Genomic DNA, 15,085 nt, shown 5'->3' with positions numbered 1-15,085 from the left:
AAAAAAGATGGCAAATAATAAAGTCTTAAAAAGAAGAGTGGTCGTGACCGGACTTGGTGCAATTACTCCAATTGGAAATAGTGTAGCTGAATTTTGGGACGGAATCCGCAAAGGTAAGGTTGGAATCGGTGAGATCACAAAGTTCGACACTACAGATTATAAAGTAAAACTGGCAGCAGAAGTCAAAGACTTTGTGCCGGGAGATCATATGGATAAAAAAGCAGCCAGACGTATGGAAGCATTTTCTCAATATGCGGTTGCAGCAGCCAGAGAAGCTTATGAAGATTCTGGACTGGAGATTGAAAAAGAAGACCCATTTCGCGCTGGCGTGATGATTGGTTCTGGAATTGGAAGTCTTCAGGTAGCAGAGCAGAGCTATGAAAAAATTCTGACCAAGGGACCGGCAAGAGTGAATCCGCTTATGGTGCCTTTGATGATTTCCAATATGGCAGCGGGAAATGTGTCAATTCAGTTAGGATTCCGTGGAAAATGCAGCAATGTCGTAACTGCCTGCGCCACAGGAACGAACTGTATTGGTGATGCATTCCGTACAATCCAGTATGGTGACGCAGATATGATGCTTGCAGGAGGAACCGAAGGCTGTGTATGCCCACTTGGTATTGCCGGATTTACAGCACTGACAGCACTTTCTGCTTCTACCGATCCACTTCGTGCCTCCATTCCATTTGATAAAGACCGGGATGGATTCGTACTTGGTGAAGGTGCGGGAGTTGTAATGCTGGAAGAGCTGGAGCATGCAAAAGCGCGTGGGGCAAAGATTTACGCAGAAGTGACCGGTTACGGATGTACAGGGGATGCTTATCATATTACTTCTCCGGCAGAAGACGGAAGCGGTGCAGCGAAGGCAATGGAGCTTGCCATGGAAGAGGCCCAGATTACACCGGCACAGGTAGATTACATCAATGCCCATGGAACAAGTACCCATCACAATGACCTGTTCGAGACACGCGCCATTAAGAAAGCATTTGGCGAGGCAGCGAAAGACGTGGTGATCAATTCTACGAAATCCATGATCGGTCACTTGCTTGGAGCAGCAGGCGGAGTAGAATTTATTACTTGTGTCAAAAGCATGGAAGATGGATTTATCCATCAGACGGTCGGAACAAAAGAGGCCGATGAAGAATGTGACTTAAATTATGCAATTGGAAGTCCGGTAGAGAAAGAAATCAAGGCAGCCATGAGCAATTCACTTGGATTTGGCGGACACAATGCAACAATTTTAATTCAGAAGTATGAAGCGTAAGGGGGAACCTGGAAATGGACGTAGAACAGTTGATGAAACTGATTGATAAAGTCTCTGAGTCAGACCTGACTGGATTTAAATATGAAGAAAATGGTATAAAATTGCAGCTGAATAAGAAAGAGAACCTGGTGATGGGAACGACTGCGCCAATGCAGGCTGTTACACCGGAAGCTGTGAAAGTTACAGGTGCTTCTTCTAAAGCGGCCACAGATTTAGAAGAAGAAGTACAGAAACAGACCGGGATATCTGAGCCGGCTCCTGTTGGAAATGTAGTCAAAGCTCCGCTTGTGGGAACATTTTACGCGGCTCCGGCAGAGGATGCAGAGCCATTTATTCAGGTTGGCGATTCCGTGAAAAAAGGTCAGTCGGTTGCAATTATCGAGGCCATGAAGCTGATGAATGAAATCGAGAGTGATTTTGATGGAACAGTCACGGAGATTCTTGTAAAGAATGGTCAGGCAGTAGAGTATGGCCAGCCATTATTCAGAATTGCGTAGGAGGTTATCATGAAACATTTGGATATTAAACAGATTCAGGAAATCATACCTCACAGACATCCGTTTCTGTTATTGGATTATGTAGAAGATTACGAGCCGGGTGAGTATGCAGTGGCGTACAAATGTGTTTCCTACCGGGAAGAGTTCTTTGCCGGACATTTTCCACAGGAGCCGGTCATGCCGGGTGTGCTGATCGTGGAAGCGCTGGCACAGGCAGGTGCGGTAGCGATTTTAAGTGAGCCAAAGAATCAGGGAAAAGTCGCATATTTTGGCGGAATTGATAAATGCAAATTCAAAGGCAAGGTCGTGCCGGGGGACAAGCTTCGTCTGGAAACAAGAATTATCCGGAAAAAAGGACCGATTGGTGTCGGAGAGGCTGTCGCTACAGTGGACGGTAAAAAAGTAGTCAGCGCGGTACTGACATTTGCAGTAGGGTAGGTGATCTGTGTGATTAAGAAGATTTTGATTGCGAACCGTGGTGAGATTGCAGTTCGGATTATCCGTGCGTGCCGGGAAATGGGAATTGAGACGGTTGCAGTATATTCAGAGGCAGACGCAGAAGCCCTTCATACAAAGCTTGCAGATGAGGCGGTCTGTATCGGACCGGCACCGTCATCTCAGAGTTATTTAAGTATGGAGAATATTATCAGTGCAACGGTGGTGAGTGGGGCAGACGCCATTCACCCGGGTTTTGGCTTTTTGTCAGAGAACAGTAAATTTGCAGAACTGTGTGAGCAGTGCGGAATTACCTTTATCGGACCGCCGGCAAATGTCATTGCAAAGCTTGGCAATAAGCAGGAAGCAAGAAATACGATGGAAGCAGCAGGTGTTCCGGTCATCCCAGGAAGTAAGGAGCCAGTCTGTGAGGTGCATACCGGACTTTTGCTTGCACGGGAAATCGGTTACCCGGTTATTATAAAAGCTGCCCTCGGCGGAGGTGGAAAAGGCATGCGTGTGGCATATTCCGAAGAAGAATTCACGCAAAGCTTTCAGACCGCACAGAAGGAAAGTCAGATGGCATTTGGCGATGATACCATGTATATTGAACATTTTATGGAGGAGCCGAGACATATCGAATTTCAGATTCTGGCAGATTCCTATGGAAATGTAGTGCATCTCGGAGAACGTGACTGCTCTATTCAGAGAAATCATCAGAAAATGATCGAGGAGGCTCCGTCAGCGGCGTTGTCTTCAAAGCTTCGAAAGAAGATGGGAGAGGCAGCAGTAAAAGCTGCGAAAGCCGCAGGCTATGTCAATGCAGGAACCATTGAATTTCTTTTAGAGAACAATGATGCCTTTTACTTTATGGAGATGAATACCAGAATTCAGGTGGAGCATCCGGTGACTGAGTGGGTGACTGGAATTGACTTGATCAAAGAACAGATTCGTATTGCAGATGGACAGAAGCTGTCATTTACTCAACAGGATATTGAAATCAATGGGCATGCCATTGAGTGCCGGATCAATGCGGAAAATCCGGAAAAAGGATTCCGGCCGTCGCCTGGAACTATTACAGATCTTCATTTGCCGGGAGGAAAAGGAATCCGTGTAGATTCTGCAATTTACAGTGGATGCAGCATTTCTCCATATTATGATTCCATGGTTGCAAAGCTCATTGTCTGGGCGAAGAACCGGGATGAAGCAATCCAGAAAATGCAGAGCGCACTTGGAGAGGTTATTATTGAGGGCATCGACACGAATGTGGATTATCTCTATGAATTATTAAATAACCCGGTATATCAATCCGGAGAGTTTAATGTGAATTTCATAGATACTATAAAGCATTAAGGTATACAACAACCGTGGAGTGAAAGAGTATAAGGAGTGGACATATGAAGTTAGATAATATGTTTAAGAAAACAAGACGTCCTTCCGGAAAAAAAGGGCATATCGGTGGGAAACACCAAAGCCCGGAAGTTCCGGAGGGACTTCTGTGTAAATGTAACAAATGTCAGAAAGCAATTATTACAGAGGACGTTATAACAGGCGGATATATTTGCCCGAAATGTCATGGATATTTCCGCATGCCGGCACCGGAGCGGATCCGGTCAATTGCAGATGAGGATACGTTCGAAGAGTGGGACAGAGGAATTGAAAATACGAACCCGATTGGATACAAAGGGTATCCGGAAAAGGTGGAAGCATTAAAACAAACAACTGGATTAGATGAGGCAGTGGTGACTGGAAAAGCTGCAATTCATGGAATTGAGACAGCGCTTGGAGTCTGTGACGGACGTTTTTTAATGGCGAGTATGGGAGAAGTCGTAGGTGAGAAAATTACAAGGATGGTAGAACGTGCGACAGAAGAAAAGCTTCCGGTTATCATCTTTACATGCTCTGGCGGAGCAAGAATGCAGGAAGGAATCGTGTCTTTGATGCAGATGGCAAAGACATCCGCTGCACTGAAACGTCACAGCGACGCTGGACTTCTTTATATTACGGTGCTGACAGATCCAACAACCGGTGGCGTGACGGCAAGTTTTGCTATGCTTGGAGATATCATACTGGCAGAGCCGGGAGCACTGATTGGATTTGCAGGTCCTCGTGTCATTGAGCAGACGATTGGTCAGAAACTTCCGAAAGGATTCCAAAGATCCGAGTTCTTAAAAGAACATGGATTTGTAGACCAGATTGTAGAACGCCAGCAGATGCGGCAGACGCTGGGAAAAATCCTGAAAATGCATCAGACTGGAAATGAAAAAGTCGAAAAAGCGACAAAAGAATTTCAAAATAGAAAAACCAGATCAAAAACTCTGGAAGCCTGGGAGCGTGTACAGATTTCCAGAAGAAATGACCGCCCGGTTGCAGGCCACTATATAGAAGCTTTGTTCCAGGATTTTATAGAACTGCATGGAGATCGGTATTTTTCCGATGATCCGGCAATTGTCGGAGGAATCGCAACCTTTCACGGAAGAGCAGTGACAGTCATTGCCCAGGCGAAGGGGCAGAATACAAAAGAGAATATCGGACACAATTTTGGTATGCCGTCACCGGAAGGCTACCGGAAGGCATTGCGTCTTATGAAGCAGGCAGAAAAATTCCACCGCCCGGTCATTTGCTTCGTAGATACGCCGGGAGCCTTTTGCGGAATTTCCGCAGAAGAGCGTGGCCAGGGAGAGGCGATTGCAAGAAATCTGTATGAGATGTCAGCGCTGAAGACCCCGATACTTAGTATTGTTATCGGAGAAGGTGGAAGCGGCGGTGCACTTGCAATGGCGGTTTCAGACCAGGTATGGATGCTGGAGAATTCCATTTATTCCATTCTTTCACCAGAAGGCTTTGCAAGCATTTTATGGAAGGACAGTACGAAAGCTGCGCAGGCTGCAAAAGTTATGCGTCTGACAGCAGCAGATTTAAAAGAAATGGGGATTGTAGAGAAGGTGTTTGCAGAACCAGAACATTTTACAGCAGAAACGATGAGCAATATTGCAGATGAACTGGAGAAAAATATCGAAGGGTATCTGGAAGAATATACAAACAAAGACATCCAAGAATTAGTGGATTCCCGATATGAACGCTTCCGTCGGATGTAAGCAGAATCTGAAATATATCAGTACAAAGTTGTCTGTAAAATGCAAGTGTCAGAGAATTCAGAAGGAATGCAGGAGCAGGTTGACTTCTTTGACAAAAAACGTCTATAATGAAAAGCAAGTAAAGGATGAAGGAGCAGTGCGAATGAGTGATGTATATGCAACAATTAACTATGTCCTGGTGAATCTGATCAATGAGATCTGGGAGGTAGAAGGTAAGGCAATTATTACGGATGAATTTAAAGATATTACCAACAATGATATGCACGTCATAGAGGCAATCGGACTTGGAGAGGGCAATAATATGTCTACCATTGCAAAGAAGCTGAATATTACAGTAGGATCACTTACAACTGCTGTGAATAGTCTTGTGAAAAAGGGTTATGTTGACCGGTTCCGCAGCAAAGAGGATCGACGGGTCGTGTATGTGCGTCTTCTGGAAAAAGGGGAAAATGCATATCATCATCACGAAGATTATCATAAGCAGATGACACAGGCCATTGTGGACAAGTTAGATGAGAGCGAGATTCCGGTACTGTTAAAGACGCTGGACGCACTGACTGGATTCTTTACCGATTATACAAGAGAAAGCAAAGGAAAATCGTCAGACAGCATGGATAAAGAATAGACAAAAAATGACTGATGATGAGAGAACGTATAGAAGAGTGAGGCGTACAATATGATCCGAGGCGTGATATTTGACATGGATGGCACTTTGTTTGATACAGAGAGGCTATATACGATTGCGTGGAAGCAAGTCGGAGAAGAGATGGGGTATTCCATTACGACAGAACTTCTGAATCAGTGCCGGGGAAAGACGGCAGCGATTATCAGGGGAATATTTGAAGATACATTTGGCAGAGAATTTCGTTATGAAGAAGCAAGACAGCGAAAAGATGAGATTTTTATGGAGATGCTTGCGCGGGACGGAGTTCCTAAAAAGAAGGGGCTTATGGATCTCCTTTCCTATTTGGAAGAAAAGAAGATTCCGGCAGCAGTTGCAACTTCTACAAGACAATCGCGTGGAGAAAAAGTTCTTCAAATGTCAGGAATAGCAGAATATTTTGCAGCATTTATCTATGGAGACACGCAAAAAGCAAGTAAACCCAAACCGGATATTTTCTGGAATGCAGCAAAAGCGATCGGACGCGATCCGAAGGAGTGTCTGGTAGTTGAAGACAGTACACCGGGAGTCATGGCAGGAATCGCAGCCGGTGGAGAAACGATTTATATTCATGATATGGTAGATGTGCCGGAAGAGGTACTGGAACATGCATCAGCCAGTCTGGAGGATCTGGGTCAGATCATTGAGTGGCTGGAAAATGTAAAATAGGGAGATGATTTTGTGAATAAAGAAATCGAAGAGTTGCAGGAAATCATTGATGACAGTGAAAATATTGTCTTTTTCGGAGGAGCAGGAGTATCTACAGAGAGCAATATTCCGGATTTTCGAAGTGCGGACGGCCTGTATCAGCAGAAATACAAGTATTCACCGGAACAGATCGTCAGTCATACCTTCTTTAAGCGCAATACAGAAGGATTTTATGAATTTTACAAAGAAAAGATGATGTTTTTAGATGCGAAGCCGAATGCCGCGCATAAAAAGCTGGCAGAACTTGAGCAGGCAGGAAAACTTAAAGCAATCATTACGCAGAATATTGACGGACTCCATCAGGCAGCAGGAAGTAAGAATGTATATGAGATCCATGGAAGTATTCATCGCAATTACTGTCAAAAATGCGGAAAATTCTACGATGCAGCATATGTAAAGAACAGCAAAGGAGTTCCACGTTGTGAGTGTGGAGGAGTGATCAAGCCGGATGTCGTGCTTTATGAGGAAAGTCTGGATGAAAATATGATTGACAAGAGTATCCGTGCGATCAGCCAGGCAGACACACTGATCATAGGGGGAACATCGCTGGTCGTTTATCCGGCAGCTGGATTTGTAGATTATTTTAAAGGAAAACATCTTGTCGTGATCAATAAGGGCGATACGGCAAAATCAGTTCGTGCAGAACTTACAATTGCCGCACCGATCGGGGAGGTATTGAGTCAGATTACAGTATGAGTACATTAAAAAAAGAAATCGTGATTCGTGTTGCAGCATTAGATGATGCAGAAGAATTGTTGGAGATTTATGCACCATATGTCAGGGAAACTGCAATTACATTTGAATATGAAGTTCCCTCCCCAGAGGAATTTCGTGATAGAATTGCACATACACTTGAAAAATATCCATATCTGGTGGCAGAACATGATGGAAAAATCGTGGGGTATGCATATGTCAGTCCATTTAAGGAGCGCGCAGCTTATGCCTGGGCGGTGGAAACCTCCATATATGTAGATCAGAATTGTAAACGTATGGGAATAGGAAAAAAACTTCATAGTGCATTGGAACATTGTCTGAAAGAAATGGGAATTTTAAATATGGAAGCATGTATTGGATATCCCGAGGAAGACGATGAGTATCTGACAAAGAACAGTGCACAGTTTCATGAACATCTTGGCTATCGTAGGATAGGAGAATTTGAAAAATGTGGATACAAGTTCCATCGCTGGTACAATATGATATGGATGGAGAAAATCATTGGAATTCATGAAGAAATTCAAACGTTTCCAAAGAAATTTGATGCGGACATGTTGAAGGACTAGAATACAGCAGACTTGGATGGTAAGGTGAAATATATGGAAAATGAGAAAAAACAGTTAAGACTTTGGCAGGGATTACTGGTAATCATCCTGGCAGGTCTGGAAGTATTTGTGTTCAGTGACTTTCTGCCGCAATGGTTAGGAATGGGACGGTCTTTGATCGGAGAATTGATTTTACTGGGCATAGCAGTTGGAGCAGTGGCAGTGTTTGGCGGAAAATTCCGGTCGGTGTTTCCGATTCATAAGCCAAAGCTTACGGAGGTCATGGGGACGATACTGATTTACTTTGGTGCGAGTCAGGCAATTTCTGTTGTGACCATGATTGAAATGTATATTGCTCCGGAGATGGTTACTGAAACATCAATCGGATTAAGCAGTATGTTCACAAGTTCCTCCATGATAGTAGCAATTATAGTTGTTGGAATTGCACCGGCAATCTGTGAAGAAGCAGTGTTTCGTGGTGTATTTTTTAATTCTATTTGGAATCAGACACACGGAAAATGGATTCCAATTATAGTTACAGCGGCAGTGTTTGGTCTGTTTCATGGAAGTATCATACGATTTTTTCCAACATTTCTCCTTGGAATTGTACTCGGATATCTTGTCTATGAGACGAACAACATGTTTTATAATGTGATGTTTCATGCGATCAATAATATCATTCCGGTACTGGTGCTTTATGGGATGCAGTTTTTGATGCAGCTGATGGCAAGAGCACTTGGAATGAATGGAAGTGGAATGTGGAACTTTGTAATGGATACAGCAACCAGCCAGGTTTCTCAGCTTTCACCGGCATTTATGGGAATTTATATGATAGATGGCGGCGTGGGGCTGGCAATTTTGTATCTGGGCAATCACGTGTTACATCTTGGGCGGGAAGGTTATCCAAAAGAATTATTTCCAAAAGAAAAACGCAAACAACAGTTCATCTGGCTGGCACTTGCCCTTGCCCTGGCTGTAACCGGAGGAATGATGATTGTAGCAGGTACGATACAAGGTCTGCATTTTTAACAAAGATAAAGCGGCATTCTTGAATGGGGGGCTTTTCCCTCCAACATCATATAGTGTCGGCAATTAAAGTATAGGGAGGGAATAAAGATGGCGGCAAATGTATTAGACAGATTCGAATTTCGATCTGTCAGGGCAAATGAAGCAGAGGAAGTAGCAGAGATTGAGAAGATCTGTTTTCCACCACATGAGGTATGTTCTAAAAAAGATATGTTTGAAAGAGTGGAACATGCACCGGAGCTTTTTCTTGTTGCAGTAGACAAAGAGACTGGAACGATCGCAGGCTTTTTAAATGGACTGGCAACAGATGAAGAAGCATTTCGTGATGAGTTTTTCACAGATATTACCGTACATAATTCGGAAGGAAAGAATATTTTCATTCTGGGGCTGGATGTCCGGCCAGAATACCGCAGGCAGGGTCTTGCAAGAGAAATCATGAACCAGTACGTAAAGCGTGAGCAGGCAAACGGACGTAAGATGCTGAAACTGACATGCCTTGAACAGAAAGTGGAAATGTATAAAAAAATGGGCTACAAAGACGAAGGTATCTCTGCTTCTGTATGGGGCGATGAAGAATGGCATGAGATGAGATACATATTATAAATAGTAATATACGAGAGGAAATCTATGAAGACATATCAGATACAGCTTTTAAATTGCAACAATCACAATATTGAAATCTCAAAATATCTTCAGATTATGACAGCGATTCCGAAAGAAGATGCAGACCAGATTGTATCAAATGTCCCGGTTGTATTGTATGAGAATCTGGATGAGGAATGTACGGGATATTTTGAGACTGCATTAGACTATTATCAGGCAGAATATAAGATACTGCCGATGCCAGAAGAATGTACCATTCCGAAATTTCCGTCTAGACAGGTTATTGTACTTGGGCGTGTAGTTGATTATTTTGGTCAGAGAAGTGATTTTGTGCAGTTAGCACGGAAATATGGATTCAGCAGGAAAAAACAGTTGTCCCAGACTCCATTTTCAGCAAAAGATGGAATTACCGAGGAAGAGGCCGTGAAACTTTTCCAGGAATTCACGAACATGGGAATGCGTGCACAGATCGTGCGTAGCAAAAAAAATTGAAAAAACAATATGCAAAATGAATACCAAAGGAGGAATTATAAAATGAATCAGTTTGTGTACAATATTTCTACGAAAGTGTATTTTGGAGAAAATCAACTGGGACATCTTGGGGAAGAATTGAAAAAATTCGGAACAAGGGTATTGATGACTTATGGAGGCGGTTCTATTAAGAAATCCGGATTATATGACAAAGTTGTAGCAGAAATTAAAAAAGCTGGATTAGAGTTATTTGAGTTATCCGGAATTGAACCAAATCCAAGAGTTTCTTCTGTAAATGCAGGAGCAGAAATCTGTAAGAAAGAAAAGATAGATGTTCTGCTTGCAGTAGGAGGCGGTTCCGTAATTGATTGTACAAAATTTATTGGAGCTGCAACATTTCATGATGGAGATGCATGGGATATTTTGGAAGGTAAAGTAGATGTAAAAAAATGTCTTCCAATTGTCGATATTCTGACATTGGCAGCGACTGGCTCAGAGATGGATAACGGAGGTGTGATCAGCAATCCAAAGACAAAAGATAAGATTGGAATGGGATTCGATGTTATGCAGCCGAAGGTATCTTTCCTGGATCCAACGCTCACTTATAGCGTGAGTTCATATCAGACAGCCTGTGGATCTGCAGATATGTTAAGTCATATATTTGAAGTTTATTTTAACATGGAAAAAGATCTTTATATGCTGGATACAGTTATGGAAGGTCTGATTAAGACAATTATAAAATATGCACCAGTTGCGATGAAGAATCCAGAAGACTATGAAGCAAGAGCAAATCTGATGTGGGCATCATCCTGGGCAATCAATGGATTTATAGACGGTGGAAAATGCCAGGCATGGAGCTGCCATCCGATGGAGCATGAATTATCGGCAATCTATGACATTACGCATGGGCTGGGACTGGCTATTTTGACTCCGCGCTGGATGGAATATTGTCTGGATGATACTACGGTATCCAGATATTATCAGTTTGGCTGTAATGTATTTGGTTTGGACCCATCCATGGAGCCGATGCAGGTGGCAAAGAAAAGTATTAAATTGACGGCAGAATTTTTATATCAGACACTGGGACTGAAAAGTACATTTTCAGAGATTGGAATTGATGAAACGAATTTTGAAGTTATGGCAGAGAAAGCTGTACGAATCGGTGGATTGAAAGATGCTTTTAAACCACTTACAAAGGAAGATGTTGTCAATATATTCAAGATGTGTAAATAATCACATCTATTACAGCAATCTGTTTTGCGGATCAGGCAGCATGGATTGCAGCATGCTGTTACAGTGTTCCGACCTGCCTGTGGTGCATGAAGAAGTCAATTGCAAAACTGAAACGGACTAAGTAATAGATTTTACAATGAAAAAGCTCCCGGGTTGATGTAAAAACCCGGGAGCTTTGTATTGTATTGTCTTTATAATTTTTATAACTGTGGTCCAGCGGATACGAGTGCTTTTCCAGCTTCGTTTCCTTCGTATTTTGCGAAGTTCTTGATGAATCTTCCGGCAAGATCTTTTGCTTTCTCTTCCCACTCGGAAGCGTCAGCGTAAGTATCACGAGGATCAAGGATTCCTGTATCAACACCTGTAAGTTCCGTAGGAACTTCAAAGTTGAAGAAAGGAATCGTCTTAGTTGGAGCGCTCTTGATATCTCCATTCAGGATTGCATCGATGATACCACGAGTATCTTTGATGGAGATACGTTTTCCTGTTCCATTCCATCCTGTATTTACAAGGTAAGCCTTTGCTCCACTCTTCTCCATCTTCTTAACAAGCTCTTCTGCATATTTTGTAGGATGCAGCTCTAAGAATGCCTGTCCGAAGCAAGCTGAGAATGTAGGTGTAGGCTCTGTGATTCCACGCTCTGTTCCGGCAAGTTTTGCTGTAAATCCTGACAGGAAGTAGTACTGTGTCTGCTCTGGTGTCAGTACAGATACTGGAGGAAGTACGCCGAATGCGTCTGCTGACAGGAAGATGACGTTTTTAGCTGCAGGTGCAGAAGAAATCGGGCGTACAATGTTCTCGATATGCTGAATCGGGTAAGAAACACGAGTGTTCTCTGTTACGCTCTTATCAGCAAAATCAATCTTTCCTTCAGCGTCAAGTGTTACGTTCTCAAGAAGAGCATTGCGCTTAATTGCATTGTAGATATCCGGCTCAGACTCTTTATCAAGGTTGATAACCTTAGCGTAGCATCCACCCTCGAAGTTGAATACTCCGTTGTCATCCCAACCGTGCTCATCGTCACCAATCAGAAGACGTTTCGGGTCTGTGGAAAGTGTTGTCTTACCTGTTCCGGAAAGTCCGAAGAAGATTGCTGTGTTCTCACCATTCTTATCTGTGTTAGCTGAGCAGTGCATAGCAGCGATGCCCTTCAGTGGAAGGAAGTAATTCATCATAGAGAACAGTCCTTTTTTCATCTCTCCGCCATACCATGTGTTTACGATAACCTGCTCTTTGCTTGTGATGTTGAATAATACAGCTGTCTCTGAATTTAAGCCTAACTCTTTGTAGTTTTCAACTTTAGCTTTAGAAGCATTATATACAACGAAATCTGGCTCGAAATCTTTAAGTTCCTCTTCAGTTGGCTGAATGAACATATTTGTAACGAAATGAGCCTGCCAAGCTACTTCTACGATAAAACGAATTGCCATACGGGTATCTTTGTTAGCACCGCAGAATGCATCTACAACATAAAGCTTTTTGTTGGAGAGTTCTTTGATCGCAAGATCCTTTACAGCGTTCCATGTCTCTTCAGAAGCTGGATGATTGTCATTCTTGTACTCATCAGATGTCCACCATACTGTGTCTTTTGAATTTTCGTCCATAACGATAAATTTGTCTTTAGGAGAACGTCCTGTATAGATGCCTGTCATTACATTTACTGCACCGAGTTCACTGACCTGTCCTTTTTCGTAACCTTCAAGTTCAGGGTTTGTCTCCTCCTCAAATAATAACTCGTAGGAAGGGTTATACACGATTTCTGTAGTTCCAGTAATACCATACTTGCTTAAATTGATTTCTGCCATCTTAAACCAAACCTCTTTTCTTAAATGTAATAAGGGAAATGGTCGATAGCTGGAACATTTCCCCCATTCATATTTAATTATACATTATTAATTTCCAAAATCAATAAATTTTTAACAAATTCCTCCGGTGCAAAATTACCAATTTTTTCCTAGGAAAGTTCCAATTTTCCGGTATAAAGCTGATAATAGGTTCCTTTTTGCTGAATCAGGTCATCGTGATCACCGCGTTCGATGATCCGACCGTGATCCAGGACGATAATTGCGTTACTGTTGCGAATTGTGGACAGTCTGTGTGCGATAACAAATACGGTACGCTCCTTCATCAGATTGTCCATACCTTTCTGTACGATACTCTCGGTACGGGTATCAATACTTGATGTTGCCTCGTCCAGAATCAGTACCGGTGGATCGGCAACAGCGGCTCTTGCAATAGACAGAAGTTGTCTTTGTCCCTGGGACAATTCCTCACCGTCACCGCTTAGTAATGTATCGTAACCATTTGGCAGCATCTGGATGAACTGGTCCGCGTGAGCAAGTTTTGCAGCATGGTAGATTTCTTCGTCAGTGGCATTCAGTTTACCGTAACGGATATTGTCTTTGATCGTTCCGGTGAACAAATGTGTATCCTGAAGAACGATTCCGAGGGAACGGCGCAAGTCATCTTTTCTGATTTTTGTAATGTCGATGCCGTCATAAAGGATTTCACCGCTTTGAATGTCGTAGAAACGATTGATCAGGTTGGTGATCGTTGTCTTACCGGCGCCCGTAGATCCTACGAATGCCAGCTTCTGGCCAGGTTTGGCAAAGAGGCTGATATCATGAAGAATAATTTTGTCTTCATCGTATCCAAATGTTACATCTTTGAATCTTACATCTCCGGTCAGTTCAGTATAAGTCACAGCACCATTTTCGTCAGCAGGCTTTTTCCATGCCCACATACCGGTACGTTCTGTGCATTCAGTAATCGCTCCATTCTCATCTTTTTTTGCATTGACCAGTGTGACAGAACCGGTATCCTGTTCCGGTTCTTCGTCAATGAGCTTAAAGATACGTTCTGCTCCTGCAAGTGCCATGACGATGGAATTGAACTGCTGTGCAACCTGCATGAATGGCTGGGTAAAGCTCTTTGTAAACTGCAGGTAAGAAGCGATGACACCGATGGTAATACCGCCCACACCAGTAACTGAAAGCAGTCCGCCGAGAACTGCAGTCAGTACGAACTGGAGGTTCCCGATGTTTCCGATGACCGGTCCCATCATATTTGCATATTTGTTTGCATTTGCAGCGCACTCGAACAATGCGTCATTTAGTTCGTCGAACTCTTTTTCTGAAATTTCTTCGTGATTGAAGACTTTGATGACACGCTGCCCGTTCATACGCTCTTCAATAAATCCAGTCACATCTGCCAGCGCCATCTGCTGACGGATGAAATATTTTCCACTGTTTGCGCCGATAGCCTTTGTTGCAGAGATCAGAACCCCGATGATGAGTACTGCAAGGACGGTAAGAAGCGGGCTTAGCACGAGCATGGAGATAAATGTTACGACGATAGTGAAAAATGACATCAGTGCCTGTGGGATAGCCTGGCTGATCATCTGTCTTAATGTATCAGTATCGTTCGTGTAAAGGCTCATGATAGATCCGTTCGTGTTCTGGTCAAAGTAGCGGATTGGCAGTGTCTGCATGTGCTCAAACATATCGTCGCGCACTTTTTTTAACACGCCCTGTCCAATGTATACCATCATTCTTGTATAGGTAAATGTTGCAATTACTCCGATCAGGAAAATAGTTCCGAGAACCATCAGTGCCTGGTAAAGCTCGGTGTAGTTTGGACTTTTTTGTCCAATCAGCGGAATGATGAAATCATCCAGCAGATATTTCAGAGACAGAGATACCGAGATAGAAGCAACTGCACTCAGCAGGATGCAGATGAACACAAGGATAAATTGATATTTGTAGCTGTCCATTACATATTTCAGAAGCCGTTTTCCGGTGGCGATTGTTGTGGCATCCATTTTTGGTTTC

Annotated in this window: 15 protein-coding genes; 13 read left to right on the top strand and 2 right to left on the bottom strand. The window is 43.1% G+C overall.

Annotation, left to right across the window (positions count from 1 at the left end):
• The first annotated feature begins 7 nt into the window (after positions 1–7).
• From fabF to C7E02_RS14785, 13 genes are all read left to right on the top strand, one after another.
• Entirely contained in the window at positions 8–1,264 is a 1,257-nt protein-coding gene (fabF, locus tag C7E02_RS14845) for a beta-ketoacyl-ACP synthase II (RefSeq protein WP_005333189.1), read from the top strand.
• 14 nt (positions 1,265–1,278) lie between these two features.
• Positions 1,279–1,761, top strand: coding sequence for an acetyl-CoA carboxylase biotin carboxyl carrier protein (gene accB / locus C7E02_RS14840; RefSeq protein ID WP_105309995.1), 483 nt, complete (start codon positions 1,279–1,281; stop codon positions 1,759–1,761).
• A 9-nt stretch (positions 1,762–1,770) separates the two neighbouring features.
• On the top strand, positions 1,771–2,199 hold the full coding sequence (gene fabZ / locus C7E02_RS14835; RefSeq protein ID WP_022278876.1) for a 3-hydroxyacyl-ACP dehydratase FabZ: 429 nt from the start codon (positions 1,771–1,773) through the stop codon (positions 2,197–2,199).
• A 9-nt stretch (positions 2,200–2,208) separates the two neighbouring features.
• Positions 2,209–3,549 carry an acetyl-CoA carboxylase biotin carboxylase subunit gene (locus C7E02_RS14830; protein ID WP_040015523.1) on the top strand — a complete coding sequence of 447 codons (1,341 nt, stop codon included), beginning with the start codon at positions 2,209–2,211 and terminating at the stop codon, positions 3,547–3,549.
• Positions 3,550–3,593: 44 nt separating this feature from the next.
• Complete coding sequence (locus C7E02_RS14825) at positions 3,594–5,294, top strand: acetyl-CoA carboxylase carboxyltransferase subunit alpha (protein WP_105309994.1); 1,701 nt, start codon at positions 3,594–3,596, stop codon at positions 5,292–5,294.
• A 142-nt stretch (positions 5,295–5,436) separates the two neighbouring features.
• Positions 5,437–5,919, top strand: a complete 483-nt coding sequence (locus C7E02_RS14820; protein WP_186279117.1) for a MarR family winged helix-turn-helix transcriptional regulator — start codon at positions 5,437–5,439, stop codon at positions 5,917–5,919.
• 51 nt (positions 5,920–5,970) lie between these two features.
• A complete protein-coding gene (locus C7E02_RS14815; RefSeq protein ID WP_105309992.1) occupies positions 5,971–6,624 on the top strand; it encodes an HAD family hydrolase in 654 nt (217 codons plus the stop codon).
• 12 nt (positions 6,625–6,636) lie between these two features.
• Entirely contained in the window at positions 6,637–7,359 is a 723-nt protein-coding gene (locus C7E02_RS14810) for an NAD-dependent protein deacylase (RefSeq protein WP_105309991.1), read from the top strand.
• Positions 7,356–7,943 (top strand): GNAT family N-acetyltransferase, encoded by a 588-nt coding sequence (locus C7E02_RS14805; protein ID WP_105309990.1) that lies wholly within the window; start codon positions 7,356–7,358, stop codon positions 7,941–7,943. The genes C7E02_RS14810 and C7E02_RS14805 overlap by 4 nt, the downstream gene beginning before the upstream one ends.
• A 33-nt stretch (positions 7,944–7,976) precedes the next feature.
• The gene (locus C7E02_RS14800; protein WP_105309989.1) at positions 7,977–8,951 is read left to right on the top strand and encodes a type II CAAX endopeptidase family protein; all 975 of its coding nucleotides are present in this window, start codon (positions 7,977–7,979) and stop codon (positions 8,949–8,951) included.
• Positions 8,952–9,038: 87 nt separating this feature from the next.
• Positions 9,039–9,551: a GNAT family N-acetyltransferase gene (locus tag C7E02_RS14795; protein ID WP_105309988.1), complete on the top strand. Its 513-nt coding sequence runs from the start codon at positions 9,039–9,041 to the stop codon at positions 9,549–9,551.
• Between the two features lie 24 nt (positions 9,552–9,575).
• A complete protein-coding gene (locus tag C7E02_RS14790; protein ID WP_105309987.1) occupies positions 9,576–10,043 on the top strand; it encodes a hypothetical protein in 468 nt (155 codons plus the stop codon).
• Between the two features lie 42 nt (positions 10,044–10,085).
• Positions 10,086–11,255, top strand: a complete 1,170-nt coding sequence (locus C7E02_RS14785; protein WP_105309986.1) for an iron-containing alcohol dehydrogenase — start codon at positions 10,086–10,088, stop codon at positions 11,253–11,255.
• 200 nt (positions 11,256–11,455) lie between these two features.
• On the opposite strand, the gene pckA is transcribed toward C7E02_RS14785, so the two are convergent.
• Positions 11,456–13,060: a phosphoenolpyruvate carboxykinase (ATP) gene (pckA, locus tag C7E02_RS14780; RefSeq protein WP_105309985.1), complete on the bottom strand. Its 1,605-nt coding sequence runs from the start codon at positions 13,058–13,060 to the stop codon at positions 11,456–11,458.
• Between the two features lie 149 nt (positions 13,061–13,209).
• Positions 13,210–15,075, bottom strand: a complete 1,866-nt coding sequence (locus C7E02_RS14775) for an ABC transporter ATP-binding protein (protein WP_334293807.1) — start codon at positions 15,073–15,075, stop codon at positions 13,210–13,212.
• Between the last annotated feature and the right edge of the window lie 10 nt (positions 15,076–15,085).

It is taken from the genome of Dorea sp. Marseille-P4042 (genome assembly GCF_900290215.1).
Classification (GTDB): domain Bacteria; phylum Bacillota; class Clostridia; order Lachnospirales; family Lachnospiraceae; genus Dorea; species Dorea formicigenerans.
The sequence above is the reverse complement of the archived record's forward strand: the minus strand, read 5'-3'. Positions and strand labels throughout refer to the sequence as shown.

Bases quoted from the DNA above. Each gene is read 5' to 3' on its own strand.
- C7E02_RS14825 (WP_105309994.1), top strand. From the start codon at position 3,594: ATGAAGTTAGATAATATGTTTAAGAAAACAAGACGTCCTTCCGGAAAA.
- C7E02_RS14815 (WP_105309992.1), top strand. From the start codon at position 5,971: ATGATCCGAGGCGTGATATTTGACATGGATGGCACTTTGTTTGATACA.
- pckA (WP_105309985.1), bottom strand. From the start codon at position 13,060: ATGGCAGAAATCAATTTAAGCAAGTATGGTATTACTGGAACTACAGAA.
- fabZ (WP_022278876.1), top strand. From the start codon at position 1,771: ATGAAACATTTGGATATTAAACAGATTCAGGAAATCATACCTCACAGA.
- fabF (WP_005333189.1), top strand. From the start codon at position 8: ATGGCAAATAATAAAGTCTTAAAAAGAAGAGTGGTCGTGACCGGACTT.
- C7E02_RS14795 (WP_105309988.1), top strand. From the start codon at position 9,039: ATGGCGGCAAATGTATTAGACAGATTCGAATTTCGATCTGTCAGGGCA.
- C7E02_RS14790 (WP_105309987.1), top strand. From the start codon at position 9,576: ATGAAGACATATCAGATACAGCTTTTAAATTGCAACAATCACAATATT.
- C7E02_RS14820 (WP_186279117.1), top strand. From the start codon at position 5,437: ATGAGTGATGTATATGCAACAATTAACTATGTCCTGGTGAATCTGATC.
- C7E02_RS14800 (WP_105309989.1), top strand. From the start codon at position 7,977: ATGGAAAATGAGAAAAAACAGTTAAGACTTTGGCAGGGATTACTGGTA.
- C7E02_RS14805 (WP_105309990.1), top strand. From the start codon at position 7,356: ATGAGTACATTAAAAAAAGAAATCGTGATTCGTGTTGCAGCATTAGAT.
- C7E02_RS14775 (WP_334293807.1), bottom strand. From the start codon at position 15,075: ATGGATGCCACAACAATCGCCACCGGAAAACGGCTTCTGAAATATGTA.
- accB (WP_105309995.1), top strand. From the start codon at position 1,279: ATGGACGTAGAACAGTTGATGAAACTGATTGATAAAGTCTCTGAGTCA.
- C7E02_RS14785 (WP_105309986.1), top strand. From the start codon at position 10,086: ATGAATCAGTTTGTGTACAATATTTCTACGAAAGTGTATTTTGGAGAA.